Raw genomic sequence first — 24,956 nt, forward strand, 5'->3', positions numbered from 1 at the left:
AATTCGGCCCTCCAGTTGAAACGCAGCGAGAACGACGGTGATCAGAACGGGAGTCGATCGAGTGCGCGACCTCAGCCGGTCTCGACGAAGACAAAATCCGCCAGGTAAGAGCAATATCTACGACAGAGGGCGACTGAGAGTCGCAGCGCAACGACAACGGCGAGCCCGTAGCCGACCGCGTACAGAACGGATGTCTCAGCGAACATAAGCCCACATACCATTGAATCGGTGGGACCCATACAGTACGCGGGAACCGCAGCGTAATCTATCACAAAATATGATAGGATGACGGCCGCGATAGCGAGGGCGTCTCTCGCGATCCCAAGAGCCTCTCGAATCGCGGAGACAGCGTTCATAGATGATCCTCCTCGAGGACACGATCCTCGGGCGTTGTCCGCCGTAGTCGCAGATACTCCGCGAGCCATACGGCCCCGTGATAGCCCAGATACGCGCAAACGAGTACGAGCAGGCCATTCGAGACCGCCGGCGCGATCGCGTAGGCGATCTGTCCCACCGGATTCGCCTGTAGCAGGTAGGTCAGCCCCGTATCCGGCGACGCCACGAACGCCACGATCGCGATCGCGAGTGTACCGAGGAACCCATATCCCAGCTCGCTCACTCGCGCGGCCAACTCCTCGCCTGGATCGAGCGTCACGCCGACAGCGATCGTCCACACTGCCGCGAGCCACCCGACGAAGTTGTTCGACCAGCCGATCCCGAGCATCCCGACGAGATCAAGGTAGTTCACCAGTGCGAGGAGAGCGAGCCCCCCGAGCAGCACAGTCCGCCGGAGACGCGGAGAGCCGGCCGGGAAAGGCCAACGCGGACACCCACGAACGGGATCACGAGATCCACCTCCCGAGTTGTGCGACGAGATCTGTCCGGCGCACGTGATCGAGGCCGACTTGGATCAGCTCCCGGCCGCGCTCGATGTCAATCGTCGCCACGCCCAGCACGAGCAGCACCGTCAGCACCAGCGCGATCACTTTCAAGTCGTGCTGGATCGTCGAGCCCGCGTGCACGACTCGCTGTCCCGCGGTCGCCGCCTTATGCGTGTAGAGCAGAACCGAGACTAACAGCACGAGTGCGACCGTGCTCACGCCTTTGAGCCCGAGCGCCGTGATCGCCCGGCCAGCAATCCCCTCGATCACCTTCGGAACCTCCCGAGGTTGAAGTCAACCGTCGTCTCGGGCGTCGCGGCCTCCTTCTTGCGAGACTGCCACCACGTGACGACCGAGTAGCCGACGATCCCGATCGTCGCGAGTCCCGCCAGCGGGACGACGTCCTGGAGGCCCGCGCCGATCGCCGAGGAGACGATCCCCGGTCGAAGCACCTCCACGGACAGCAGTCCCGTCCCGAGGCTGACCGCGCTGACGAGCACCCACCGCGGCCGTCCGGATAGCTCCGAGCGTCCTGTCGCAGCGACCAGCAGCACGACCAGCGCCGCCCACGCGACGACGACTGCGATCTCCTGGAGTGTGGTTCCCGGCGACGGCTGCGGCCAGTTCCCACCGACGCTGCCGATCGAGGAACTACCACCACTGTCAGAACCACCGCCGTCGGAACTCCCGGCGAGTTGGATCTTCAGGACCTCCTCGCTATCGTCGACGTCAAAGACTGCGACGCCGTTCTCGGCGGTCGCTTTGTCGACGGGTCGCTCTCGGGAAACCGAGTACGCCTCGTAGCTCTCACCGTTCTCGACTGCGTAGTATCGGATCGCGACGTCGTCACCGACAGCGCTCGGACCGCCGCTGATCTTGATCTTCGATCCGTCCGCGTCCTCGAGGCGGACCCGAGCGTCATTGGTCTGCGGGACGACCTCCATCGGAGCGGTGGTGATCCAGGCCGTGTCTCCCGCGTCGGCGTTCGGGAGATAGAGTTTCTGTGTGCCGTCGGATGAGATTACACTTGCGTCCGCGGTAGTCTCCCAACTCTCCTGATATGCGTAGTGGAGCCGTTCGCTCTTCCCGACGACGATATGAAAGCCGCTGCTGCGACTGTCGACCTGGATCTTACTGTCGATCTTCGCCGCATCCGGGTCGGTAGGCTTCGGGACGCTGATCTGACCGTTCTCTACCTGAACCATCCGACCCTCAACACGGACCTCGACTTTCGTCCCGGCGTCGACGTCGCCGTCAGTATCACCGTCTTTCAGATCGACGACGAGCGTGTTATCCGACCAGCTGTAGCGGCTGTCCGGCACGCTGCTCCACGACCCATCGTTGATCGACCACTCCAGCTGCGGGAGTCGGTAGACTGTCGACGAGAATGGGACCTCAAGCGTCGGGTTCGATTGCGTCGAGCTGAATGTGTTTGAGACGTTGTACGTCTCTGCGAATCCGTTGCTATGGTACTCAGTTTTGACAGAGGTCGACGCATCGTGGCTGTACTGGAGGTCCACTTGCATCGGCGGCGCGTCAGCCGAGAGCGCGCCGTCGTCGAGCGAGACATTCAGTTGGTTTGTACCGTCCCGGAGCGACGCCTTGTCGCCGGACAGTGTGGCAGTCTCCCCATCCGAGAGCGTTCCCGAATAGGACGACCATACGCCATTAAGATCGACAGCGGGGTTTTGTGTTTCCGTCTGTTCGGTGAACTGAACTGTCGCGTCGACAGGTCCCCCTGTTAGCGTCGCCGACGCGGTATGAGATCCCACCGAGATGTTTGACAGTGATCGCGTTGCTGACTCGCCAGCCACCAATATCCCCGAATACGATGCTGTCGAGCCGTCTACCGATAGACTCGGGTCCTCGGTCGCCGTCCGCTCTTTCATCCGTAATACGTAATCGATGCTCCCCCAGTCATCCCCGAGGAAGTCGATTGTAGCCGACGACGGAGAAAGCGAAACCTCTCGCGTTTTGGTTTCGCCATCGGCGAAGTCCCCAAAGGAAGCGCTAACGTCACCTCCCACGCTTAGATCGTTAACTGGCTGTGTGATTTTCAACCCAATATCAGCGTAGTCCTCGCGTGTCGTCCCGCCTAATGAGTCGGACATTACCCACACCGACGAGGCGCTATCGTCCGTGGCAATATCGAGGTAGTCTCCAGTATCGTCACCGTCTGAGTTTGTCGTGACAAACTCGATTGTGTAGTCCTGCCCGGATTGAATCTTATACGGAGTGTCGAGCGTGACTGTCTGCGTGCCCGTGGTCCACGACGGATTCCAATTCTCTTTAACGAGTGTTCCCTCGCCTTGAGTAGTATCCGGCGTCTCGTGGACCATATACACATCCACGTTCGGGTTGTATTCGTTTCCATAAACACGGTCTATATTGACTGTTAGCTCTGTGACCTCTCCACTGGCGTCGGGCTGAACACGGAGTTCTATCCAAGTTTTCGCGTTGTTGGAGTCGTCTCCCGCGATGTTCCACCCCTGATCATTTGTGCCGTCTCCGTGTGTGTCAATCGGATTATAGGAGGACGTCGATCCGTGGTGCGCTGTGACCTCCAAAACTGGCTTATTGTTTGATCCCGGTCCGGTCGGATCGAGGTTGCCGCCGATAGAGGGCGAAAACTGGCCCGAAGGAGAGTCGGAGCCCGAGACGTTGTGCCACGAACTTGAGGAGCGGCCGTTGAAGGTAACAGAAGCGTCCGAGGCCGCTGTCGTGCCAGCAACATCCAGGCTGAGGCTATCTCCGTCGGTCAGCGTCGCCGATGCTGATTCGGTTTCTGAATTGGTTACGCCGGTTAGGTCTATCACTGGATCGGAGACGCTGTCGGTGCCGGATAGATCGTAGGAGAAGGACGAGCCGTCAGTCGCCGGCGCCGCAGAGATCTCGACGGTCCCCGAGAACGTCACCGAGTTACTGGAGAACTTCGGGATCTCGAAGTACAGCAGACCGTTCTCCGCGCGGACCTGACTCGACCACTCGTCACCGTCCTCGTGGACACCGTAGACGACATTCGGCACGTGTCCGACCGCCTGCCGGATCGCGTCGGATGGCACCGCGACGGTCCGTCCCTGATGCTCGCTGTCGTCTTTGAACACGAGTGCGAGATCGCCACTCCCGACCTGCGAACTGCTCACGTAGTCGGACGCTCGCTCCGGCGTCGTGATCACGACCTGGAGACTGTCGGCGTGATCGCTCGCCATCACCGAGCCCTCGAGGTCCGACGGTGCGAGCCCCACGCTCGAGCCCGCCGGCAGATCCTCGGTGATGTTGCTGTCCGGGACACCGACGTAGCCACTGCTCTGAGCGAGCGCCGGAGTAGCCGCGCCGGCCAAGACAGACGTGAGTAGCAAGAGCGCCACCAGCGCCGAGGCGATCTTCGATCTCATCGGTCCACCTCCAGCGCCAGCGCTCGCTCAGATCGAGGGGGGTGGGGGGTTGACTTTATTCTCTGTACTACGCGCGGGCGCGTAATCGCTGACAGCGCCCGCCGCGCGAGATTCTCGCTAATCGCTCTCAAATCGGGCCGAACCCGCCGATTCCGCCGTATCTGAGTGGAATCCTTTTCAGAATCGCCTCCGAGCGCCGAAATACGGGTGAGCCCAGGGGTCAGCATCCTCCGAGCACCTCCTGAACCTCGGGGAATCGAAGGTGCAACTGCCCCGGCACCTTGAACTTCGAAGGGACGTCGGACCACGAGAAGTCCGCGAAGTGCTGGGAGTTCCACGAGAGCGCCTGCCCCAACTGCATCCGGTTCGTATAGTTCCGGTTCATCGGCGCCTCGCCCATTCCGGTCGTGTCTCCAGTCGGGTTGTCAGCGCCAGCGAGCGTGATCCGCCAGCGCTGTTTCTTCCGGACCAGTGAAGCGAGATCCTCGGGATCGTGGCCGATCCCGAACACGGAGAACTTGTTTCGGCGAGCGTCGACATACTTGTCTCTGAAAGCCGAGATCCGGTCGTACAGTCGGTGGTAGTCGTTGCTCGCGTGTTCCGGCATCCAGTTCCCGATCTCGTCGGCGAGCAGTGAGACCCAGATCGGCGGTCCGTGGTCGATCTTGTCGATCGCCCAGGCGAACCACCACATCTCCTGCGGCGTCACGTCCTGCGGAGTGAGATCGTCCTCGTCGCTCCGCTTGACGTCCCACGCCGAGATGTGCTCGATCTCCTGAATCTCGTCGGCCTCGCGGAACGCCCGAGTTGCGCCGCGGAACTTCGGATCCGGGTAGACCACGTGGAACATTCCCTCCTGGAGGACCTCGTGGTTCAGTTCTCGGATCGAGTCGTACCGGACGACCTCGTGGACCATCTCCTCGAGGTCGATCTCGATCGGATCCATCGTGTCCGACGGAGGGTCGAGGACTGCGTCGACGTCGAGACCAGCCGGGAGACAGAGCCGCGTCCACGCACGGAGCGGGAGCCACTCCGCACGGGCCGGCGAGCCGCGCCAGACGACAGCGTCGGGGTTGATCTCCAGGTGCCGAATCATCAACGAGATCGCCATCGTCGACTTGCCCGAGCCCTTCGGCCCGAACGCGCCCCAGTCGGTGCCGCCGATCCGCAACTCCTGAACGATCTCCGGATGCTCCTGGAGCCACCGGAACAGTTCTCGCCGCGGCTTCGAGAGCCCCGAGAGGTCGTCGTGCTCGAGCCGCAGTTTGTCGAGATCGTCGATATGGATCAGGTGATCCAGGAACGCTCGCGGATGATGAACGATTGGGTGAGTGCCGTCCTCGATCGCCGGGTGGTTCATCCGCTCCAAGTCCTCGAGGACGTTCGACCACGTCCGGAAGCCGAACGCCCGCCGTAGGTTCTCGCCGATCGTGTGAGCGCGCTCGTCGCCCGTCAGTTGCCGCGTGCGCTCGATCCCTGGCGCGTCCACCTCCTCGACACGCTCGCGCAGGAGGTCCGGATCCTGAACGACCTCCAGCATACTGTACTCCTCGTCGTCGGTGCCGGCGACGTCCGCCGGCGGCGTCTTCGAACTCATGTGATAGATCCGTCTCCTGTTTCGGCTCGGAAGCCGCGCGCGGCCGTGACCTCCTGGGCGCGCTTTCCGAGCGCGTCCGCCGCGCGATTGAACGCGGGGAGGAGGTACTCGCAAGCCCACGACTCCCGGATAAATCGATCTTCGCCGGTCGGTGCAGTCCCCAGCAGCCGCTCTCGAAGCGGCGTCTCGAAGTACGGAGCCGTGACCGTCTCCCGCTCGATCTGCGCGTAGGACGCCGACGTCACCCGGTGCGCCCACGCGAGCAGATCCTCGGGAGCCTCGAAGCCCTCCAAGAGGTCCGAGAGCGCCGCCTCCTGCTGTCCGTGTAGCTCACCGAACGCCGGCCGCATCAGCGGGTACTGCTGCGCCTGCGGATCGATCGGCTCGATTTCGTCATCGTCGGCGTCGTCGTCGAGGTGATCGACACGCTCGACAGCCGCCCAGCGGGCGACCTCGTGGCCTGCGTGGAACGCGGGGAGAAGGTCTTGAGCGGCGATCCCCCGTCGCACCTCGCGAGCGAGCGCCGGCGGCATCTCTTTGGTGGTTCCCCAGGGCTCGCCGAGCAGCGCCGAGACCGTCGGCGCGTTCGCGGCCGTCCGCGAGTACCACGAGTCCTCCAGTTGACCGACTGTCTGGATCACGAGATCCTGCTGCCACTGGAGGAGATCGTGTCGCGTCTCGAAGCCCTCGAGGAGATCGACCAAGAGGTCCATCTGGTCGTGCGTGAGCTTCGACATTGCCGGCCGCGTCGGGTGGTCGATCCCAGCCTCTTCGAGGCGCGCGTGGAGACGATCGCGGACGTCGTCGCCACCCCAACGGTCCTGGTCGACAGCCGCCAGGATCCTCTCGGTGACGTCTGCCGGCCCCTCAACATCGAGATCGAGGTCGCCGTGGAGTGCCTCAGTCATCCGCAGGTGCCTCCTCTGAATCGGTGTCCCTCACCGGTGAGTCGCCGGTGTCACTGCCGACGTAGCGATCGAAGAGCCGCTCCATCTGGCTCTCGCTGCGATCGTCGAGCAGTTCTTTCCGATCCGCGTGCGATTCGGCCTCGCTTTCGGCGTAGTTCCGGAACCAGTCGTCCCAGGACTTCGCGTCAGCGAGTCCGCGGGCGTGCGTCAGCATCGACGCGACCGCGTGGTGGTAGTGGATCGGCGCGAGGTTCGCGAACAGCCGTCCGTCTTTCGGACGGGCGATCTTGAACGCGAACAGTCCGAAGCCGCCCACGAACAGCCCCAGCGGCCACGAGCCGGCCAGCATCGATCCCGCGAGCGCTGAGAAGCCCAGCGCCGAGCCGCCTGCGAAGTACGGCACCGGATGGATCTGCCGGCGGACGTCGCCGTCCTCGGTCTCCTCGTAGGTGATCAGATCCGGGAACTCGATCGAGTGACGTTCGGGCTCGTATTCGAGCGGGTCCGGATCCTCCGGGTCGAGGAGATACAGCTCCTCGATCGGCCCGTCGACGTCGATCCGTGTCTGCATATTCCCGTCGACCTCGAGGTCAGCCGACGCGCCTCGGGCGCGCGCCCAGAACTTCCGGAGACCCTTCCGGATCGCCGAGCGCTCGCCCTGGTCACCCCGAGCGAAGCGAGCGATCGAGAACGAGGCTTTCAGCACGCCCGGCGCGTCCTGCGCCCCGCTCGTGTCTGGATCCTCGTGAGCGTCCTTCGCGGCCTTCTCGACTGCGTCCGGGTCCGTCGGATCGAACCCGTCTTCGAGGCGGAACTGGAGGAAGCCCGCACCGTAGGTGCGTCTCCCGAACCACTCGACGGCGATCACGCCCAGCAGCACACCCGCCGCCGCGGAGACGAGCCACGGCGCGCGGATCAGCGTCGCACTGAGCCAGTCCCACGCGACCACGAGGAACAGCAGGCCGCCGACGGCCGTGAGGAACCACCAAATCGCGCTGATCTGCGGGCCGGCCTTCGCCTTTTCGACGAACTTCCGGCCGCCGTAGAGCGTCGTCACCGTGGTTCCGAAGAACGGCAGGAGGATCAGCGCGATCCCCCAGCCGAGACGCGCACCCGCGCTGTTCGTGTCGATCGACATCGTCGCCTTTGAAGACGAGTGGTAGAACGTCCAGCGCGTGTCGCCGGGGTTCGCGAGACAACTCGGCTCGTTCGGCTGACGGGCGCACATTACGGTCCGCACGCGCTGATCGTAGTGCGGCCGCAGGTCGATCTGCGCGTAGTCGTACCCGCCGTCGATGTTGACTGTCCGCGAGTAGCTGGTGACGTTCTGTGCCACCTTCTGCGTCGTCGACGAGCCGTCCTCGTCGGTCACTGTCTGCTGACCGACCGTGTAGTGAGCGACCTCGACGACGTATTTCTGCGTCTCTGCGCCGTAGGCGCGCTTGCTCCAGAGCTGTACGTAGTTGCGTTTGATCGCAGTCTTCGGACGGAGGTACCGCCAGCTCGAGCTGTCCTCGCTCTCGTCGACCAGGAGCCCGGTCGGCAGATATTTCACCGCGAACTCGCCGTAGCGGCCGTTCTGTCGGATGCTCGCCGGCGCGTTCGCCGGTTTGGTACCGCCGGGGACGAGGTCTTCGAGCGTGAGGTTACGGGCCGCCGCGCCCGTGTCTCCGTTCTCCTGGGCAAACGCGGGCGCGACGGCACCGCTGGCTACGATCAGGACTGCGAGCGCCACGAGCGCGACGGTCCGCCTCACCGGCCGCTCGCCTCCATTGAGAGATCCGCGCGGTATGCGTATCCCAAGAGGACGATCGCCGTCGAGACCAGCACGAAGTGCCACCACTCGATCACGATCACGTCTGCGAGCCCGATCGCGCCCAGCGAGATCGTCAGCGCCGAAGCGGTGAGCACGGGTACGAACGGAACCAGCGAGAGCAGGAACTGCCCGGCCTCGCCGGCCGTGGAAAACGTTGTCGCCGCCCAGCCCGTGACCGTCACGAGCCCAGCGAGCAGCACGTTCAGCACTCCGCCGGTCCCGCGCTTCGCGTTGGATCCGAAGCCCCTGGCGGCCTCCATCGCGTCGTCGGCTTCCTCAGCCGCCTCGTAGGCCCACGTGAGTAGGGCGATCGCGAGGACCACCGTCAACACGAGCCCCACGTGGGAGGAGACCCAGCCGATCACGTCGATCGGCATTGGCGCACCTCCTCGAGGCGGCCGTCTGTTCGTCGTCGATTCTGTCGATATCTGTCGATCATAGTGTCTCGTCTACCTCCTCTCGTTTGCTCCAGAGATCACCCAGCCGCAGGCCGACGTACAGCAGCGTCGCGAACGCCATCGGCCCGCGGAGATCGGGGAGATCGTACACTGGAGCGAGGTACGTCTGATAGCTCCCCAGCATCCCGAACCAGATCGTCTCCGAGTGAGCGATCCAGGCGACGAGATTCCCGAGGAGCGCTGTTCCGCCTTCGAGCGTGTTCTTCAGACTCATCGTTTGAACGCCCCCAGTGCGCCCTCGATCGCGCCGCCCGCCGGCGTCGCGTTCACGATCGCGTAGATCGTCGCTACGATCACGGTTCCGAGCAGAACGATCGCGAAGGCCGTCGCCGGGGGACCAGCGAAGCCCGCCGTATGTGCGACGCCGATCGCGACGTCGAAGATCATCCTTATCAGGTCGATCACCGCGTCCTCGGTCACGTCGAACGGCGTCTGGAGCGGCGGAATCGCCGTCAGTAGGATCGAACGGGTTCGCTCGTAGGCGAAGATGATCCAGCCCAGCACGTACTGCGTGGAATCGAGGATCCCGCCGACGATCCACTCGGCGATCAGGTCGAACACGTAGTTTCGAAGCCACTGTCTGGGGTTCGAGGCGATCGTCACGAGCGTCCCGGCGACGGGTGCGAGTTTCTCCAGGTCGTAGACGAAGTCCGGGACGGGATCTGAGCCCCCACCGCCAGAACCAGGGAGCTGGATCGGAAGCATAGGGACCCGCATTAGGCCCACCTCCGGGTCGCGACGACTAGGAGCCCGGCGACGACGACGATCTCGATCGAGAAAAGCGCCGGCGCGAGCAACGGGCTCGTCTCGGTGGCCGCTCGGAACGCTTCGCCCCACGTTACAAACGCGGCCCTCGAGGCGTTCTCGCCAAACGCTACGATGATGTTGTAGTACATCTCTGCGGCCGCGTCGAGCAGTGAGACGTGGATCTGCACAATCGTCTGCGTGACCGTGATCCAGCCGGCCGCGACGACCAGCCAGAGCGATCCGAGAAGCGTGCTTACGAGCTTCCCGACCAGAATCTCACCACCACTCACGAACGTCGATGGATCGGACACTGGACTCCCGAAGCGGCCCGTGATGAGCCTCGGGTCGGAGTCGGAACTCATCGGCCCTCCTGTATCGCCGCTCGGGAGTGGATGGCCGGCGACATCGTCAGTTCTCGTCGTCGAGGTCCCCGCCCGTGTCGAGGCCGATTATCGGGAGGTCGATACCAGTGAACGTGTCCGCGTCGATCACGTCGAGGTACCAGAGCATCGGAGCGAGTCCTGCGACCATCGCTCCGACACCCACGACCACTACGAACGGACCAAGCGACAGCCACGGATCCATCCCGAGCGCGACCGCGGCGGTGTTCCAAACGTCCTGAAGGTACTCCGCCGGAGCGCCGAAGCCGGCACTGATCAGTGCCGACGTAGCTGCGGCGAAAGCGTCGACGGGACTGGTGATCAGGTTCGCGAACGCCTCCCCGACCCCGATAACGATCGAGAAGATCGCCAGCACCAGCCCTCCAGCACCCGCGACGAAGGACTCGCCAAACCCCCCGAGAGTGTCGGCCTTGTTGATGTAGGTCAGCGCGCGGTCGAGGCGTGGTGCCATCGGCTATCAGGCCCCCTTCTTTCTGATGCCGATCATCGTCAGCAGGCCGACGACGCCGCCGGCCACCCAATTATACAGCGACATGAACGGGTTGCTGCTGCCGCCTCCGTTGGATCCCCAGAAGCCCCCCGCGCTCTGCGTGACCTGCGAGAGCGTCGTGTGCTGGTCTGCGAGGAGTTTCACGTCGAACTCGACCACGTAGTTCGTGTCCGGCTGGACTGTGCTGTCAGCCGTGAGAACCTGATCCTCCTCACCGAGGCTGTTCGTGACGTCGATCCAGGAGTCCTCGGAGACGTCGCTCGGATCGGTGTCGCCGACACCCTCCGCGTAGCGGAGCTGGATGTAGCGATCACTCATAAACGTCTGCCGGTGCCGAAGTTCCATATCCCCGTGGCTGAGGTCGTATGCGGCCGGGATTGACCGCTCCCACGTCAGACTCAGACGCTTCGGGAAGCCCGGATAGTTGTCCGCGTCCTCGAAGGAGATCGAGACCGCGCTCGGCTTGTCCTGGAGGCGGTACTGCACGTTCAGGTACGTGAGCTTGTGGACTGTCGCGTCCTCGAATGCCTCGTCGAGCCCCTGTAGACTCGACATATTGATCTCGCCGCCGAGAGGCCGCTCGCGGACGATTTCGCCGGTGTAGTCGCCATCGTCGTCAGTCGAGGTGTCGAGAACGCGCTCCTCGCCGAAGTCCCAGCGGGACTTCTTCTGGACGTTGAGGCCGGTCAGCGTGACCGTGGCGTCGCCGTCGCGGATCTCCACGCGGACGGTCTCGACCGCGTCGAGAGAACCGTCGCCGGTGCCTTGAACAGCGAACTGACCGAGCTGACGCTGGTAGATCACGCCGTTCGCCGTCTGGTTGGTGACGACGTCCTCGGCAGTCGCCGTCGCCGAGGAGCTGATCGTCGCGTTCACGTAGTCGCCGTCACCGTCGCGGACCTGGACGTCGACGACCGCGCCGCTCTCGAGGCTGTCGACGTTCAGGATCGACTGGAGGTAGAGCTTCTCGACGTCCGAGGTGATCGGGCTCCCCAGCGTGTACTCTGCGTTTCCGGTGGTGCCGCTGGAGAACGAGCCATCCGTAGCGATCTCGATCGAGGGAACGCCTCCGGCAGTCTTGCCGTCGGAGTCCGTGACCGAGACGCCGGTCGTCGAAGACCACTGACTGGTGTTGAGCCACGTGTAGGTGTTGTTCTCTTCGCCGGTGTATCGCGGGAACTGACCGAGAGGTTCGGCCTCGAGGCGATCGGCGCGGTAGGTGATCTTCGCGTCGCCGTCGGTACCGTTCACGTGGCCGTCCACTGTCCGGATTTTCCCGTTGTCGCCCTCGTACTGGAGCCAGCCCATTGAGGTCTGATCGTGGGACTCGACGGTGAGACGGTCCTCGTGGATCCAGGTGTCGGGGTGGTCGTCAGCCTGTGCGTTCATCCCGTAGCTCGCCGCGACGGCCGTCCCTGCGCTGGAGGCCACCACGGCGAACACGAGCAGAATCGAAAAGAGTGTCTTACGTCTCATTGGTGTGGTTGCCGGTTTCCGGCCGGCTACTCCGTGACTCGGTGTCCGGTCGCACGTCGAGCTCCCGCTCGACGCGATCGAGGGAGATCTCCGCGACGCGCTCGCGGCGCTGCTGCTGCCGATCGAGCGCGTCAGGCATTCCGCCCTCCGTCGAGGTCAGACGGCTCGTCATCGTGAGGGAGGCTCTCGATCACTCCCCCTGCACTTCTGGTCATAGATCGGTATCGACCGTACTGGTCGATACCGCGGGCGTGACGACCACCTACTATGTATTTCAGGGAAATCTGAGGAATCACCAGACGAACACCCGACAGGAGTTACACTTATACCGGGAGGTCGTCAGCCGACGGCTATGCAGAAACTCAGAAAAGACAGCGGGTCCGGCGTGGTCACGATCCCGAAGAAGTTCCTCGAGAAGGACGACGTCATCTCAGACGACGAAGTCCCCGAAGGAGTTGCCGTCGACGTTGAACGCCTCGGGCGCAGGTCCTACGCGGTTCGGATCAGCGAGGATGGTGACTTCCCCGACCTCCAGGAGTCGGAGATCGTCGAGCGGCTCGCGGCCCAGCGACTCTTCGACGAAGGACTTCGTCCTGGGAGCGCCGACTGATCACGCGAGATCGGCTTCTTCGAAGGCTTCGTTGACGACCTCGGGTGTCGGCGCATTCAGGTATGGCTCGATCGCCTGGAACGAGTCCCACCCGCCGACCTGCATCACTACTCTCGGATTGATCTGTTTATCCACGAGCAGTCGCTGGGCGAACCGCCGCCGGAGATCGTGGCTGCTCACGTATCGAAAGTCCTCGTCGCCAGTCTGCTCGGCTGCACGCTCGGCTGTGCGTTTGACCACGTCCCGGACGCCTCGCTCGGAGAGATCGACGTATGGCTCGTCGCGGCCGATGTCCTCTGCCGACTGATACCGATAGAGGTCGCCCTCGAGGGAGCTTGGAAGGTAGGCATCACGCGGCTTCCCGCCACTCCCAGTCGTGTCCTTCCCCTCCGGCACACGGAGGCGGTAATGATCCTCTTCGATCCGTTTGACGTGCTTCGGACAGATCTGTGGAATCTCGAAGGCGCGAAGTCCCACGAAGCCCCCGAACTGGATCACGAGATCGTCTCGGTGGGTCGCCGCCGCACGTCTGAGCTTCAGGAGCTCGTCGTCGGTCATCCACACGTGGTACTGATCTGGCTTCGAGGTGGCCTCTAATCTCATTCCGATTTGTCCTGAGAACCTTGCACTATAAGCCTACGGGCGCGCCGTGATCGGCGCAGAATCTGGCCCGATTTCGGGGGTTCGTTTCCGACTTGTCTCACAAATCGGCATCCCACCAACACCTCTATCTTAACCAACGTCCCGCCCCCCGACGTGCCGGTGTTAGTTATGGAAAGGTCGCTGGCGTCCTCAGCCGAAAATCTTCCCGAGGATCTTGAACGGAAGAAGAAGGAACCACACGGCTACTTTCAGTATCCAAATCGTGAGCTTGAACGGGAGCATAATCAACGCTCCGAGAGTCGAACCACCCGATGAGGTGGACGATGTTTCCATCTCTACTTCGTCTTCGTACTGATTGAGTGTCTTCCGCGTCCACGACTCCGATGCCCCCGTCTCGTCGGCGATCTCCGGCACATCCATCTCGGGATTCAGTGCCGCTGTTTCCAGAATTTCCTTCTGGAGGTCGGATAGCTCTTCGTCCGCTTCTTCACTCCAGTTGGCTTTGACTTCACCCATCGTGACCACCGACAGAAATACAATCCGTTGTCGTCACTGCCCCTGTGCGGGCGTTAGCCCGCCATACACCTATTTCCATACGCACTGAACACTTCGAACCGCTGACTTTTATCTTTCGCCAGCAAACGCGGTACTGCGCCCAGGTGGATCACTTTCACTCCGGACGGCTCGCTTACAAGTTCCCGAATCGAGTACCCCGAGCCGTGATCCAAAACGCCCGTGTCCTCAAGGAGGATTGGGTCCCCCAGGAACTACAACACCGCGACGGACAGCTCCAGCATCTCTCCGGGGAGCTAAAACCGATCGCTCACGGCCTCGGCGCGAAGTCGATCATCATCACCGGCCCGAGTGGGACTGGCAAGACCACGATCGCGAAATACATCGTCCGCCAGCTGGAGCAGGAGGTCTTCGGCATCCGCTGGGGCTACGTGAACTGTATCTCCGAGACGTCTATGTCCTCGATCATCTACTCGCTCGTCGGCGACGCCGGCCGGGCGAACGACCTCCGGAAAGAGGGGACGCCGACCGCAGTGCTGCTCGATCGCCTCCGCGAGATGGACGAGCACTTTATCGGGATCGTCGACGAGGTCGACGTCCTTTCCGACGAGCAGACAATCCAAGCTCTCTGGGAGATCCCGAACGTCACGCTGGTCCTAGTCTGCGTCAACGAGGATGATTTCTTCGCCGACTTGGACTCCCGTGTCGCCTCACGACTCCGCGGCGCCGCGAAGATCTCCCTGGAGAAATATCACCACGACGAACTCTGCGATATTCTCTGGGGGCGCATCCACGCCGGGATCGCCTCCGGCGTCGTCGAGGAGGAGACGGTCGACTATATCGCCGACGTCGCGGCCGGCGACGCCCGGCACGCGATCACGCTCCTCCGCCGTGCGGTCCGTGACGCTGTCGAGAGCGGAGACGAGACCCTCACCGGAGACCACGTCCGGAAAGTCCGAGAGGATGCCCGCGAGGAGATCCACGACCGGAACGTCGACACGCTCGGCACGCACCAGCGCCACCTCTACGAGATCATCAAGGACGCCGGCGAGATCAGCGCGAAGGACCTCCACGCTCGGTACGAGGGTCGCGTTGCCGACCCCCGCGCGAAGTCCACCCGGCGGAAGTACCTCCAGTCGCTGGAGCACTACAAGCTGATCGAGTCCGCGGGATCGACACGGGCGCGGCGGTATCGATTCCGCGAGCCCTGACTTTCGATATTTCGCTAATCGCCATACGGCGTCGCTTTCGATATTTCCGATATTTCGACGTTTATTGAACCCTCGATGATCTAAAACCCTGAGAATCGGTGTTTGAGTGTCTCTTTCGATACGACGCGCGCTACCGCTTTTTCCATCCCGTTTGTTGGCTCACCTGTATGAGTCGAGCACGACCGAAATCGCGCGACGCAAGCGAAGTCATCACGATCGAACCCGAGGATGTCGAAGACGACGACGTCGGCCCAGTTACGGTGATCGTCTTCGACGATCCAGACAGCCGCGTCGTCGTCGACGGAGGTGGCGACACTTGGGAGTTCGCGGTCAACGATGAGATCGCGTACTCTCGCTGGGAGATTGGTCAGCTCCCCGCGTGGGTCGAACCCGTCCTCACGCGGATCGGGATTCGAGCCGTTCGTACTGGGCAGGAGGACGTGTGATCCGACTACGGTTCAGGGAGATCATCTTCGTCAAGGTCGCCCGCGAGGAACTCTCGGCCCAGGTCAGAGAGTTCGTAGATCCCGTCCGTGTTCTCAAAGAGGCCGGCATCCTCCAAGACCCGCATTCGCTCGTTGACGTACCTTCGATTGTAGTCGATGTTGAACGCGAGGGATTTCGCGGTCAGAGCTACGTCGTGCTCATCGAAGAACAGGAGAATCTCGTAGTCAACTGGCGAGAACCACGAGATCCGTTCTACCATCTCTTCGAGAACGTCTCTGAACATACGACAAAAGTTGTGACCATTGCTCATAAGCTTATGAACCTTAGTTCAGTGATTAACTGTACTATCGTGCAGAGAATTTATTACCGATTAGTTATGACTGGTTGTCAGCAGGAACCTATCGCGGACCCGTCGCTCGGCGATCGGGTCCATCCCGAAAACGAAGCGGACCCCGCTGTTAGGGCAGCGGGCCCGCGTGAGGTCCTGCGAACAGGCGCAGAACCTATGCAAGGTCTGACTCTCCGGGGGCTTGAAACCCCCGGCACGACGGAAGCATCGGCAACGATCGAGGGTGCGTGCGAGAAGTGTGGGCGCGCTATCGCGGGGATCTCCGCGGACGCTCCCGGGCGACGCACGCTCGAGCCGTGTGGTCACGGAATCGACTTTTTGACGACGAAACAGCGTATGCGACGGGATTCATCCACGACGAGCGGGACGCACAGTCTCCGAGCAGACGGCCGCGGCGCACCGCTGACGCGGGAGAAGCCCCAGCGTCGACGTGATCGAGCGGCGTCGCACTGGTGCGAAGCGATCGGTTCCCGTCGGTTCTGTCCGAAGGAACAGTGTGCCTACTGTGGCGGTCGGGATGGCGGTCGGCGATGAACACGGAGCGTCTCCGCGTCGAAGGCGCTCGCGGGATCGTGTACGGCCCGGCGGTGGATGCCGAGGGGTACGTGCTCGCGATCGGGACCGATGAGCGCCGCGTCGAGATCGAACTCGACGAGGACGCGATGTACACGCTTTGGACCGAGGTGAAGGGGACTCCGTGGCCGGAGCCGGATCGGATGGCCGAGAAGGATCGACTCGTGCGCCAGGTTCTCCACGCGGCGAACGGTGCTGACGAAGAGGGTCTTCGCGAAGCGCTCCGGGTTCTGGGGGGTGAGTCAGCGTGATATACGAGTTTTGTCCCCGCTGCGGCCACGAGTGCTACGACGCGGGGGTCTACTGCACCGGTTGCGGACTCGACTTGGACCGCGTGACTCGCGGACCGCCGAAGACCGATGAAGAACTGGAGGAAATGCGATGACCGACGCAACATCTCGAGACGTGGTCTCGTGTCCGCTCTGTCCGACTGGAACTCTCCGGGTTGTGAACGCGATCTACGCTAAGTGCGGCCACTGCGGCCAAGAAGTCCGTCGTGACGAGGTGGATCTATGAGCGATCGACCGGGAGACGAAGGGTCACACTACTGCGACGGCCTCGGCGAACGCCGTCCCGTCCCCGCGTGGCGCTGTAGTCTCTGCGGGATGGCGGAGGGCGGCGATACTGACCGACCCACGGACACCGTCTATCACGTCGTCTGTCACGGGTGCCCCTTCGAGCAGATTGTTGAGGGCGATCGCGTCCTCGCTGCGGCGAACGAAATCGTCCACCGGAAGCGCACGGATCACGCTGTCGAGTACGCGCCGGTTGAGGACTCAACGTCACGATGAGGGACGAGCCGAGCCACGGTCGGCTTCGGGAGCATCTTGAACCGCTCTCGCCTCAGGAGGGTGTCGAGCGGTTCTTGGAGCATCGAGAGCCGAACGTCGCGGAGTCGACCTTTCAGAACAACCAGACGACGCTCGAGCAGTTCCTCGCGTGGTGCCACGACGAGGAGATCGAGAACTTGAACGAGCTCTCGGGCCGAAAGCTCGCGGACTTCGTCCATCACCGCCGCCAAGAGGTGAAGCCGATCTCGCTCCAGAAGGAGCTCTCGGCGATCCGAGTGGCGCTGGAGTTCTGGGCGGACATCGACGCGGTCGAGCCTGGGCTGCGTGAGCGCGTTCACGCGCCTGATGTCCCGGACGGGGCTGAGGCTCGTGACGTGAAGGTGGACTCTGCGGTCGCGGAGTCGATCCTCGAGTATCTCGATCGGTACCGCTTCGCGACTCGCGAGCACGTCGTGCTGTCGCTGTGGTGGAAGACGGGGATCCGACTGGGGGCGATGCGTGGCCTCGATGTCGACGATCTCCGCGAGGAGGATCACGCGATCGCGGTCCATCATCGTCCGGAGTCTGGCACGCCGTTGAAGAATGGCTCGCAGGGCGAGCGGTGGGTTTGGGTCGGCGAGCGGCTATTCGAGCTGATCGAGGAGTATGTCGACGTCCATCGGATCGACGTTCGCGATGATCGGGGCCGCGAGCCGCTGTTCACGACTCGGCAGGGGCGCGTCAGCGATTCGACGCTCCGCGATATTTCGTATCGGTGGACTCAGCCGTGTCGGTGGGACGAGTGCCCTCACGATCGCGAGCCGGAGAACTGCGAGGCGGTCGGGACTCCGAACACGCCGAGTAAGTGTCCGTCCGCGCGGTCGCCGCACGGGTGGCGTCGCGGGTCGATCACTGATCACCTCGCTCGAGGCGTGTCTCCGGAGATCGTCTCGGAGCGGATGAACGTGTCCCTCGAAGTGTTGTATCGACACTACGACGCCCGACGGCAGGACGAGAAGATGGCCGTGCGTCGTGAGCACCTCCAGGACAAATAAAACTATGAGAGAAATCGCCAATTCGACTCACTCATTCAGTCAACGCGACGGTTCCCAGTTGGTGCTCTCCCCGCGAGTCCACTCGACTCACTTCGTTCGTCTCGTTCCCTCGCTTGCCTCGGTCGTTTCGCTCGCTGAGGCCCCGCAAGTCCACTCCAACTCTTTCGACGCAACCCAAGGAGTTGTAACCCCGTCAGTCGTCCGACGGGCCGCCTCATATTGCGTGATGTAGTGCCTATCCGAACGGATTTCCGAAGCCGCAATCGGGCCTCTCCGAACGAAAAATAGCCTTTGTGGGGGAGTGAAGCGCGGCGGCGTCGCCGTCAGTCGTCGCCAACGACCGCTTCAGTGGGGGACCCGCGCGTGAAGGACCCGGTCAGATGCACGCCGCCGTCGCTGTCGACTGTGATTTCACAGTCCGCGTGCTCGAACGAGATCTCGCCGTCGGACATCGAATCTACGAGCTCGTTCAGCGCGTCCGGGTCGACGGACTCGTACAGCGGCGGCAACGTCGCAGGATCGGTATCGGTCGCCTCGGCCACGGCTCGGATTACCCGCTCGGAGACGGTCCGCATCGTTTCAACCATATGCTAACTAAAGACAACTAAAACATAAACATTCGTCAGACAAGTATAATATTATCTATGTGTACGAGCGACCGACGCCGCACACAGTGTGTCATAGTCGGGGAAATCCCGCGGGATATCTGCGGGACCACCTGCGCTACCGATCTGCGCCGGGCCGTCGTCCGCGCGCGGGGAGGTCACATCTCCACTTTCGCGCTCTGGAGATACCGCCGCGCCGTGCGCTTTGCCTCGCTCCCTTCGCGGACCAGCGTCGGTTCCGTGACCGGCTCGGAGAACCGGTCGGGGTCCGGCGTAACTCGCGCTAACATCTCGGAGAACTCCGATTCGTGTCGCCCGCCGGCGGAGACGATGCCGCCGTATTTACGCTCCGAGAAGGGCGCTTCGTCGGGACTAGGGAACTCATCGCGGATGATCTGTGCGGTCTGACGGAGATATTCGGCGGCCTGCTTCTGTTCGTACTGGCTCTCGTTGAAGTACTGCTGGGAGTACGTTTCGTCGGCGTCGACGGTCGTGTGCTCCGGCGACTCGAAGGGAATCGACTCCGTCGTCGTGTAGTCGTCGGTGAATCGGAGATTGACCGTGAAACTATCCGGATAGCGCAGGATGAGCGGGAAAAACAGCATCTCCGAGATAGTCGAACGCTGTTGGATCCGCCACAGACCTTCGGTGTAGTACGCGGTGAGGCGCCCGATTCGGTCGTTGCGCTCGCCTCTGAGGTACTCGCGGGCGACCGATTCGTAGTTCTCGCCAGCGAGATGGCGGAGTCGTCCCTCGAACGTTTTGGCGACGCGCTGTACCTCCTCCTCGTACGCGTCCGCCACCGAGACGGCAGGGTCGGCGAGCAACTCCGCCTTCCGCTCGCGACCCTCGGCGATGGTCTGCATATTGCCGTGGAACATCCTCTCGGCGTCCTCGTCCGGGAGCGGCGTTCTCACTGCGTAACCCCGCAACACCCCTGCCCCTCCATCGGCCCGAGGTTCCAGCTTCCCCATACGGCCAACGATATGCGTCAAATACATAATAAATCTGGGATTGCGAGTATCTGTGATCGCCACGGCGCGTCGGACACACGCTGGTTCGTGTCTCGCCCGACTGGTTGCTCCGTACATACTTACGTCTCACACGCCTACGGCCGCGCGACAGGATGGTCTCGGAGGCAGAGATCGAACGGTTACGGCGAGAAGCCGACACGATTCTCACGCGAATCCAGGCGGTCGAGGAGACACTCGCACGGGCGCGTGAGAATCCTGGCGACCACTGGGACGACGGTGAACTCACGACGACGCTTGCGACGCCCCAGGGTGAGCCCATCGACGTCAGTTTAGACTTCGATGCCGACGCGGCGGAGAACGCCCAGCTCCGCTACGAGAGAGCCGCTGAACTGGAAGCTGAACTCGAACGGCAGCGCGCCGTCGTGGGGCAACTCGCACCGCTGCCGGCCGATCCGGTCGCGTACCTCGTCTGCTATCATCTCGACACCGTCGAAGGCAACTATCCGCGGTCGATGGCGGGACACCTCGACGCCGAACGGAACCACGTCGAAGACCTCTGTTCGGAGATGGAAACGGCTGGCCTCCTCGAACGCGTGGAGTCGGGCACGGTCAAACAGCGACGTGTGAAGGCGAAGCAGGCCGACGAAGTCCGCCAGCATCACACCTACTACCGGCTTTCACGCGAGGGCGATCACCTCCTCCGGTTCCTCTCGGAGCGCGAGGGGAAACTGAACGTGCTCCGGCACCTCCAGGACGGCCAGCGCATCGCGAAGCGACTCGCACGCGGCGGCCCCGACTACCCCCGAATGACGGCAGAAGAACTCGAGATGGACTTCGAGTACGTCCGTCACCTCTATCGGGCGCTGCAGCGCGTCGGCCTCGTGAGGACCTACGAGGGCAGCACGATCAAAGGGAGCGAACGGAAACTGAAACCGAAATCAGAGACGCACCGCAAACACACCTACTACGTGACGACGCCAGTCGCAGAGCAGTTGCTCCGAGACCTCGACGACTGATAGCGATTACTCTCACTGTGTACCGCCGAGCGCCACTCCCGGTGGCGATGGTCGGCGGTAAGAGACGAGAGTAATCATTATGAATCGCGGCGATGTGTCCCGGCGTTCCGAGGAGAACAGGACGACGAGCGCCTGCGCCGGCGCCGCTCTCAGTCAGGCGTGGGACCGACTACCGTGACTGGCACGTCGGCCTCGAGGATCACCTGCTGGGCGACGCTGCCGAAGATCGCTTTTCCGGCGGGCGAGCGCTGTCGCGATCCCATCGCGACGTGGTCGACCTCGAACTCCGCGACGATGTCGAGGATACCCTCAGCGGGTGGGTGACGTGCCTCTGCGAGTTCGACCGCGATCCCACGCTCTTCGAGGGCGTCGCGGACGAGTTTCACCGTATCCACGCGCTCGACGTTCCGGAGCTCCTCCGGTGCGTCGGTCTCCGCGCTAGTCAGCGTGTGCGTTACGACGACGCTGATGTCGCTATCGGCTGCCGGGAGTCCAGCGACGAACGCGGCCTGTGCACGGGCACGGTCTTCGTCGTCGTCGACGGGAAGGAGTATGCGGTACATCTTAGCCTCCGAGATAGAGCCGGCCGACCTCCTCGTCGTTGAGGAGTTCGGTGCCGGTGCCGGTGAACTTGATCTCGCCGCTCGCGAGCACGAACCCGCGGTCGGCGACCGAGAGGCCCTTCTCGGCGTTCTGTTCGACTAGGAGAATCGTCGTCCCGAGGTCGTTGAGCTGTTGGATCCGGTCGAAGACGTCGTCGATGAAGCGCGGTTCGAGCCCGATCGAGGGCTCGTCGAGCATCATCACTTCGGGGTCGACCATCAGCGCACGTGCCAACTCGAGCAGGCGGCGCTGCCCGCCCGAGAGCGTGCCGGCCTTCTGTCCGCGGATGTCGCCCAGGACGGGGAACTCGTCGTACAACTCCTCGGCGCGCTTTTTGGCGCGCTCGTCGTCGTTGAAGATGTACCCGCCCATCAGCATATTCTCGTGGACGCTCATTCCGGGGAAGACGCTCGCCTCTTGAAGGACGTAGCTCATCCCGTTGGCGAGGTTCTCCTGGGGCGAGCGCCCGGTGATGTCCTCGTCGCGGAGCGTGATGGTCCCGTCTTTCACGTCGGCGAAGCCGTAGATGCTCTTCATCAGCGTCGACTTTCCCGAGCCGTTCGGCCCGATGAGACAGGCGATCTGTCCGTCTTCGACGGCGATGTTCACGTCGTGCAGGACGGTCGTGTTGCCGTAGCCCGCGACGACGTTGTTCATCTCCAAGAGCGGATCGGACGTGGACCGTGGGTCCGCGTCGGACGTCGTTGCCACGATCACTCCCTCCCGAGATACGCGTTGAGGACGCGCTGATCGTTCTGAATCTCTTCGGGCGTGCCCTCGGCGATGCGCTCGCCGTGGGCGAGGACGTAGATGCGGTCGGCGATTTCCATAACGAAGTCCATATTGTGTTCGATGAGGAAGATCGTCGCCTCCTCGTCTTCGTTGGCCGTTCGGATGTACTCGATGAGGTTCTCCAGCATCGAGGGGTTGATTCCCCCGGCCGGCTCGTCCATCAACAGCAGATCCGGTTCGGCCATCAACTCCATCGCGAATTCGATGAGTTTCTGCTGGCCGAAGCTCAGCCGGCCCGCGCGGGTCTCCGCGAGGCCGCCGAGGTCGACGTAGTCCAGCAGTTCTTCCGTTCGTTCGATGAGCGTGTCGTCGGGCCGGCGCAGGAGACTCCCGACGTTGGCACCGCCCTCCTGGGCGGCCAACAACAGGTTCTTCCGGACGGTCATATCGCCGAAGATCCGGGTTTCCTGGAACATCCGGCCGAGCCCGGCCCGGGCGATCTTGTACTCGGGCCAGTCGGTGACGTCCTGCCCTTGGAGGTAGACGCGACCCTCGTCGGCGCTGAGCGTCCCCGTGATACAGTTGAACAGCGTGGACTTGCCAGCGCCGTTCGGGCCGATGAGGCCGACGATTTCGCCCTTCTGTACTTCGACGTCGACGTCGTCGACGGCGGTGAGGCCGCCGAAGCGCTTCGTGACGCCGTCGGTTCGGAGCACCGCGCGGTCGCTGTCGGTCGCGGCCGCGGCAGTGCGCGCGTCGGGCTCTGTCGTCTCACTCATCGGCCGTCACCTCCGTATCCTCGCCGCTGTCGACGGCGGCCATCCCGCCGCGCTCGTAGTACGCCATCTCGCTGGCGTACTCCCGGAGCGTGCCGACCACGCCCTCGGGGAAGCCGATCACCGTCACGATGACCGCGCCGCCGAGCAACACGAGCTGCCAGCCGACGAACGCCGTCTCGACGAACTCGATGAGCGTGTGGAGACCGAAGGCGCCGATGACCGGTCCGGCGACGGTGCCGGATCCGCCCAGAAGCGCCATCGCGATGAGTTCGACGTTCCACGCGCCGTTGTAGGCCGTCTGCGGGTCGATGAAGGTGTTGAACAGGCTGTAGGTGCCGCCCGCGACGCCGGTGAAAAGCGCCGCCAGCATCCACGCGGCGGTCTTGTAGTAGGTCGTGTTGAACCCCATCGCGGTCGCCTTCTCCTCGTCGTCGCGGATGGCGTTCAGGATGAAGCCGAACCGCGTGTTCGAGAGGTAGTAGATGAGCGCCATCTCGGCGATGAGCACGCCGAAGAACAGGTAGTAGAACACCGTTCCCGAGGGGACCTGCAGCAGGATCTTCCCGCTGGCCCCGCCCGTGATATCGAGGTTCCGTGAAATCTGCTGGGCCGCGAGGAGAACGCCGAGCGTCGCGATGGCGAAGTAGTGCCCGCGAAGCCTGAGGACGACGGCGCCGATGAGCGCCGCGAACAGAAGGGCTAACAGCCCGGCGGCGATCAACGCGACCGGGAACGCGACGGCGAAGTCCTTGACGAGGATCGCCGTCACGTACGCGCCGAGCCCGAAGAAGGCCATATTCCCGAAACTCGGGTAGCCGGTCTGGCCGCCGACGAGGTCCCACGAGAGCGCCAGGATCGCGAACAGGTACATCTCGGAGACGACCGTCATATAGTAGCCCTGTTCGAGGCCGAGCAGGGGCGGAAGCGCCCCGACGACGGCCCCGAGAGCCAGCAGTTTCCAGCCATTTTCGCCACAGAAGTCGAAGACGCGGTCGACCTGATTGGGGGGGAGCACCGTCCGGAGCAGTCCGGTACTGTCCTCGGATTCGCTCGTGCTCATTGTTCAGCCCCCTCGCCGAACAGGCCGTTCGGCTTGACCACCAAGAGGACGATGAGCAGCGTGAAACTCACTGCGAGCGTCCACTGCGAGGAGACGAACCCCGCGGTCAGTTCCTCGACTGAGCCGAGTAGCAGTCCGCCGACGAGCGCGCCGGGGATGGAGCCGACGCCGCCGAACACGACGATGACGAAGCTCTTGAGCGTGTAGATGAGGCCCATCTGTGGCTGAATGTTGAGGATCGTCGCGATGAACGCGCCGACGCCGCCTGCGATGGCCGACGACACCCCGAACGTGACCGCACGGGTGTGTTCGACGTCGATGCCGACCAGCGCGGCGGCCTCGGGGTTCTGTGAGACGGCTCGAATCGCCCGGCCCGTCCGCGTCCGCTGTAAGAACACGTAGAGCGCGACGGTCAGGAGGATCGCGCCGACGAACGCGATCAGTTTCATCTTCGGGATGACGAGACCGGCGGCGACGAGCGACGGATCGGCGAACGAAACCTGGATCGAACGGGGGTTCGCCGACCACGCCTGGATCGCCAACTGCTGGATCGCGATGCTGATGCCGAAGGTGACCAGAAGCGTCAGGAAGATGTCGGTCCCGATGACGCGCGAGACGAGCGTCCGCTGGAGCGCGTACCCGACGACGTACAGCACGCCGATCGCGGCCGGAACCGTCACCAAGAACAACGCTGGCGACCCTTCGGCGTTTCCGGTGATGAGGCTCAGCACCCAATACGAGGTGTAGCCTCCGAGCATCACCATCTCGCCGTGCGCGAGGTTGATGATGTCGACGACCCCCCAGATGAGCGCGAAGCCGACGGCTACCGCCGCGAATAGCGCGCCGACGAGCAGGCCGTTGACGACGAACTGCGTTACTGCCATCGG

Annotated in this window: 32 protein-coding genes; 8 read left to right on the forward strand and 24 right to left on the reverse strand. The window is 63.1% G+C overall.

Going from position 1 to position 24,956, the window contains the following annotated elements:
• Nucleotides 1–71 precede the first annotated feature (71 nt).
• The 14 genes from NO347_RS06350 to NO347_RS06415 all read right to left on the reverse strand — a co-directional run bounded on the left by NO347_RS06350 (nucleotide 72) and on the right by NO347_RS06415 (nucleotide 12,341).
• Nucleotides 72–356 (reverse strand): hypothetical protein, encoded by a 285-nt coding sequence (locus NO347_RS06350; protein WP_256288784.1) that lies wholly within the window; start codon nucleotides 354–356, stop codon nucleotides 72–74.
• The gene (locus NO347_RS06355; RefSeq protein ID WP_256288785.1) at nucleotides 353–781 is read right to left on the reverse strand and encodes a hypothetical protein; all 429 of its coding nucleotides are present in this window, start codon (nucleotides 779–781) and stop codon (nucleotides 353–355) included. The genes NO347_RS06350 and NO347_RS06355 overlap by 4 nt, the downstream gene beginning before the upstream one ends.
• A gap of 61 nt (nucleotides 782–842) precedes the next feature.
• Entirely contained in the window at nucleotides 843–1,151 is a 309-nt protein-coding gene (locus NO347_RS06360; protein ID WP_256288786.1) for a hypothetical protein, read from the reverse strand.
• Nucleotides 1,148–4,276, reverse strand: a complete 3,129-nt coding sequence (locus NO347_RS06365; protein WP_256288787.1) for a hypothetical protein — start codon at nucleotides 4,274–4,276, stop codon at nucleotides 1,148–1,150. The genes NO347_RS06360 and NO347_RS06365 overlap by 4 nt, the downstream gene beginning before the upstream one ends.
• A gap of 220 nt (nucleotides 4,277–4,496) precedes the next feature.
• Nucleotides 4,497–5,873 (reverse strand): hypothetical protein, encoded by a 1,377-nt coding sequence (locus tag NO347_RS06370; protein ID WP_256288788.1) that lies wholly within the window; start codon nucleotides 5,871–5,873, stop codon nucleotides 4,497–4,499.
• Nucleotides 5,870–6,781 (reverse strand): hypothetical protein, encoded by a 912-nt coding sequence (locus NO347_RS06375; RefSeq protein ID WP_256288789.1) that lies wholly within the window; start codon nucleotides 6,779–6,781, stop codon nucleotides 5,870–5,872. Before NO347_RS06375 ends, NO347_RS06370 begins: the two co-directional genes overlap by 4 nt.
• Nucleotides 6,774–8,537 carry a hypothetical protein gene (locus tag NO347_RS06380; RefSeq protein WP_256288790.1) on the reverse strand — a complete coding sequence of 588 codons (1,764 nt, stop codon included), beginning with the start codon at nucleotides 8,535–8,537 and terminating at the stop codon, nucleotides 6,774–6,776. The genes NO347_RS06375 and NO347_RS06380 overlap by 8 nt, the downstream gene beginning before the upstream one ends.
• Nucleotides 8,534–8,974: a hypothetical protein gene (locus NO347_RS06385; protein WP_256288791.1), complete on the reverse strand. Its 441-nt coding sequence runs from the start codon at nucleotides 8,972–8,974 to the stop codon at nucleotides 8,534–8,536. The genes NO347_RS06380 and NO347_RS06385 overlap by 4 nt, the downstream gene beginning before the upstream one ends.
• A 58-nt stretch (nucleotides 8,975–9,032) precedes the next feature.
• Complete coding sequence (locus tag NO347_RS06390; RefSeq protein WP_256288792.1) at nucleotides 9,033–9,269, reverse strand: hypothetical protein; 237 nt, start codon at nucleotides 9,267–9,269, stop codon at nucleotides 9,033–9,035.
• Complete coding sequence (locus tag NO347_RS06395; protein ID WP_256288793.1) at nucleotides 9,266–9,772, reverse strand: hypothetical protein; 507 nt, start codon at nucleotides 9,770–9,772, stop codon at nucleotides 9,266–9,268. Before NO347_RS06395 ends, NO347_RS06390 begins: the two co-directional genes overlap by 4 nt.
• Nucleotides 9,772–10,164: a hypothetical protein gene (locus NO347_RS06400; RefSeq protein ID WP_256288794.1), complete on the reverse strand. Its 393-nt coding sequence runs from the start codon at nucleotides 10,162–10,164 to the stop codon at nucleotides 9,772–9,774. The genes NO347_RS06395 and NO347_RS06400 overlap by 1 nt, the downstream gene beginning before the upstream one ends.
• Before the next feature lie 46 nt (nucleotides 10,165–10,210).
• Nucleotides 10,211–10,654: a hypothetical protein gene (locus NO347_RS06405; RefSeq protein WP_256288795.1), complete on the reverse strand. Its 444-nt coding sequence runs from the start codon at nucleotides 10,652–10,654 to the stop codon at nucleotides 10,211–10,213.
• A gap of 6 nt (nucleotides 10,655–10,660) precedes the next feature.
• The gene (locus NO347_RS06410; protein ID WP_256288796.1) at nucleotides 10,661–12,124 is read right to left on the reverse strand and encodes a hypothetical protein; all 1,464 of its coding nucleotides are present in this window, start codon (nucleotides 12,122–12,124) and stop codon (nucleotides 10,661–10,663) included.
• Nucleotides 12,125–12,158: 34 nt separating this feature from the next.
• Nucleotides 12,159–12,341: a hypothetical protein gene (locus NO347_RS06415; protein ID WP_256288797.1), complete on the reverse strand. Its 183-nt coding sequence runs from the start codon at nucleotides 12,339–12,341 to the stop codon at nucleotides 12,159–12,161.
• Between the two features lie 180 nt (nucleotides 12,342–12,521).
• On the opposite strand from NO347_RS06415, the gene NO347_RS06420 reads away from it, so the two are divergent.
• Nucleotides 12,522–12,779, forward strand: a complete 258-nt coding sequence (locus NO347_RS06420) for a DUF8053 family protein (protein ID WP_256288798.1) — start codon at nucleotides 12,522–12,524, stop codon at nucleotides 12,777–12,779.
• Here the strand turns inward: NO347_RS06420 and NO347_RS06425 are convergent, their stop codons facing one another.
• Both NO347_RS06425 and NO347_RS06430 read right to left on the reverse strand, forming a co-directional pair.
• The gene (locus tag NO347_RS06425) at nucleotides 12,780–13,382 is read right to left on the reverse strand and encodes a site-specific integrase (protein WP_256288799.1); all 603 of its coding nucleotides are present in this window, start codon (nucleotides 13,380–13,382) and stop codon (nucleotides 12,780–12,782) included.
• A 189-nt stretch (nucleotides 13,383–13,571) separates the two neighbouring features.
• On the reverse strand, nucleotides 13,572–13,898 hold the full coding sequence (locus tag NO347_RS06430) for a hypothetical protein (protein ID WP_256288800.1): 327 nt from the start codon (nucleotides 13,896–13,898) through the stop codon (nucleotides 13,572–13,574).
• Nucleotides 13,899–14,101: 203 nt separating this feature from the next.
• Between NO347_RS06430 and NO347_RS06435 the strand changes: the two genes are divergently transcribed.
• Nucleotides 14,102–15,106, forward strand: coding sequence for a Cdc6/Cdc18 family protein (locus tag NO347_RS06435; RefSeq protein WP_256288801.1), 1,005 nt, complete (start codon nucleotides 14,102–14,104; stop codon nucleotides 15,104–15,106).
• Between the two features lie 167 nt (nucleotides 15,107–15,273).
• On the forward strand, nucleotides 15,274–15,552 hold the full coding sequence (locus NO347_RS06440) for a hypothetical protein (protein WP_256288802.1): 279 nt from the start codon (nucleotides 15,274–15,276) through the stop codon (nucleotides 15,550–15,552).
• Nucleotides 15,553–15,557: 5 nt separating this feature from the next.
• Here the strand turns inward: NO347_RS06440 and NO347_RS06445 are convergent, their stop codons facing one another.
• On the reverse strand, nucleotides 15,558–15,812 hold the full coding sequence (locus NO347_RS06445) for a MarR family transcriptional regulator (RefSeq protein WP_425492353.1): 255 nt from the start codon (nucleotides 15,810–15,812) through the stop codon (nucleotides 15,558–15,560).
• Nucleotides 15,813–16,432: 620 nt separating this feature from the next.
• On the opposite strand from NO347_RS06445, the gene NO347_RS06450 reads away from it, so the two are divergent.
• From NO347_RS06450 to NO347_RS06465, 4 genes are all read left to right on the forward strand, one after another.
• The gene (locus NO347_RS06450) at nucleotides 16,433–16,726 is read left to right on the forward strand and encodes a hypothetical protein (RefSeq protein WP_256288804.1); all 294 of its coding nucleotides are present in this window, start codon (nucleotides 16,433–16,435) and stop codon (nucleotides 16,724–16,726) included.
• Between the two features lie 130 nt (nucleotides 16,727–16,856).
• The gene (locus tag NO347_RS06455; RefSeq protein ID WP_256288806.1) at nucleotides 16,857–16,991 is read left to right on the forward strand and encodes a hypothetical protein; all 135 of its coding nucleotides are present in this window, start codon (nucleotides 16,857–16,859) and stop codon (nucleotides 16,989–16,991) included.
• Nucleotides 16,988–17,266 carry a hypothetical protein gene (locus NO347_RS06460; RefSeq protein WP_256288807.1) on the forward strand — a complete coding sequence of 93 codons (279 nt, stop codon included), beginning with the start codon at nucleotides 16,988–16,990 and terminating at the stop codon, nucleotides 17,264–17,266. Before NO347_RS06455 ends, NO347_RS06460 begins: the two co-directional genes overlap by 4 nt.
• Nucleotides 17,263–18,300: a tyrosine-type recombinase/integrase gene (locus NO347_RS06465; RefSeq protein ID WP_256288808.1), complete on the forward strand. Its 1,038-nt coding sequence runs from the start codon at nucleotides 17,263–17,265 to the stop codon at nucleotides 18,298–18,300. The genes NO347_RS06460 and NO347_RS06465 overlap by 4 nt, the downstream gene beginning before the upstream one ends.
• Before the next feature lie 323 nt (nucleotides 18,301–18,623).
• Here NO347_RS06465 and ddfA read toward each other — a convergent pair whose 3' ends face one another.
• Together ddfA and NO347_RS06475 are read right to left on the reverse strand one after the other, a co-directional pair.
• A complete protein-coding gene (gene ddfA, locus NO347_RS06470; RefSeq protein ID WP_256288809.1) occupies nucleotides 18,624–18,887 on the reverse strand; it encodes a DdfA family disk-determining factor in 264 nt (87 codons plus the stop codon).
• Between the two features lie 176 nt (nucleotides 18,888–19,063).
• On the reverse strand, nucleotides 19,064–19,879 hold the full coding sequence (locus NO347_RS06475; RefSeq protein ID WP_343217977.1) for a hypothetical protein: 816 nt from the start codon (nucleotides 19,877–19,879) through the stop codon (nucleotides 19,064–19,066).
• A 152-nt stretch (nucleotides 19,880–20,031) separates the two neighbouring features.
• On the opposite strand from NO347_RS06475, the gene NO347_RS06480 reads away from it, so the two are divergent.
• A complete protein-coding gene (locus NO347_RS06480) occupies nucleotides 20,032–20,895 on the forward strand; it encodes a DUF2250 domain-containing protein (protein WP_256288810.1) in 864 nt (287 codons plus the stop codon).
• Nucleotides 20,896–21,044: 149 nt separating this feature from the next.
• Here the strand turns inward: NO347_RS06480 and NO347_RS06485 are convergent, their stop codons facing one another.
• From NO347_RS06485 to NO347_RS06505, 5 genes are read right to left on the reverse strand one after another with little or no spacing between them, the layout of a single operon-like run.
• A complete protein-coding gene (locus tag NO347_RS06485; RefSeq protein ID WP_256288811.1) occupies nucleotides 21,045–21,458 on the reverse strand; it encodes a universal stress protein in 414 nt (137 codons plus the stop codon).
• 1 nt (nucleotide 21,459) lies between these two features.
• Nucleotides 21,460–22,209, reverse strand: coding sequence for an ABC transporter ATP-binding protein (locus NO347_RS06490; protein ID WP_256288812.1), 750 nt, complete (start codon nucleotides 22,207–22,209; stop codon nucleotides 21,460–21,462).
• A 2-nt stretch (nucleotides 22,210–22,211) separates the two neighbouring features.
• Nucleotides 22,212–23,009, reverse strand: a complete 798-nt coding sequence (locus tag NO347_RS06495) for an ABC transporter ATP-binding protein (RefSeq protein ID WP_256288813.1) — start codon at nucleotides 23,007–23,009, stop codon at nucleotides 22,212–22,214.
• The gene (locus NO347_RS06500; RefSeq protein WP_256288814.1) at nucleotides 23,002–24,069 is read right to left on the reverse strand and encodes a branched-chain amino acid ABC transporter permease; all 1,068 of its coding nucleotides are present in this window, start codon (nucleotides 24,067–24,069) and stop codon (nucleotides 23,002–23,004) included. Before NO347_RS06500 ends, NO347_RS06495 begins: the two co-directional genes overlap by 8 nt.
• Nucleotides 24,066–24,953, reverse strand: a complete 888-nt coding sequence (locus NO347_RS06505) for a branched-chain amino acid ABC transporter permease (RefSeq protein ID WP_256288815.1) — start codon at nucleotides 24,951–24,953, stop codon at nucleotides 24,066–24,068. Before NO347_RS06505 ends, NO347_RS06500 begins: the two co-directional genes overlap by 4 nt.
• Nucleotides 24,954–24,956: the final 3 nt, after the last annotated feature.

The organism is Halobellus inordinatus, from assembly GCF_024464655.1.
GTDB classification, from domain to species: Archaea; Halobacteriota; Halobacteria; order Halobacteriales; family Haloferacaceae; genus Haloquadratum; species Haloquadratum inordinatus.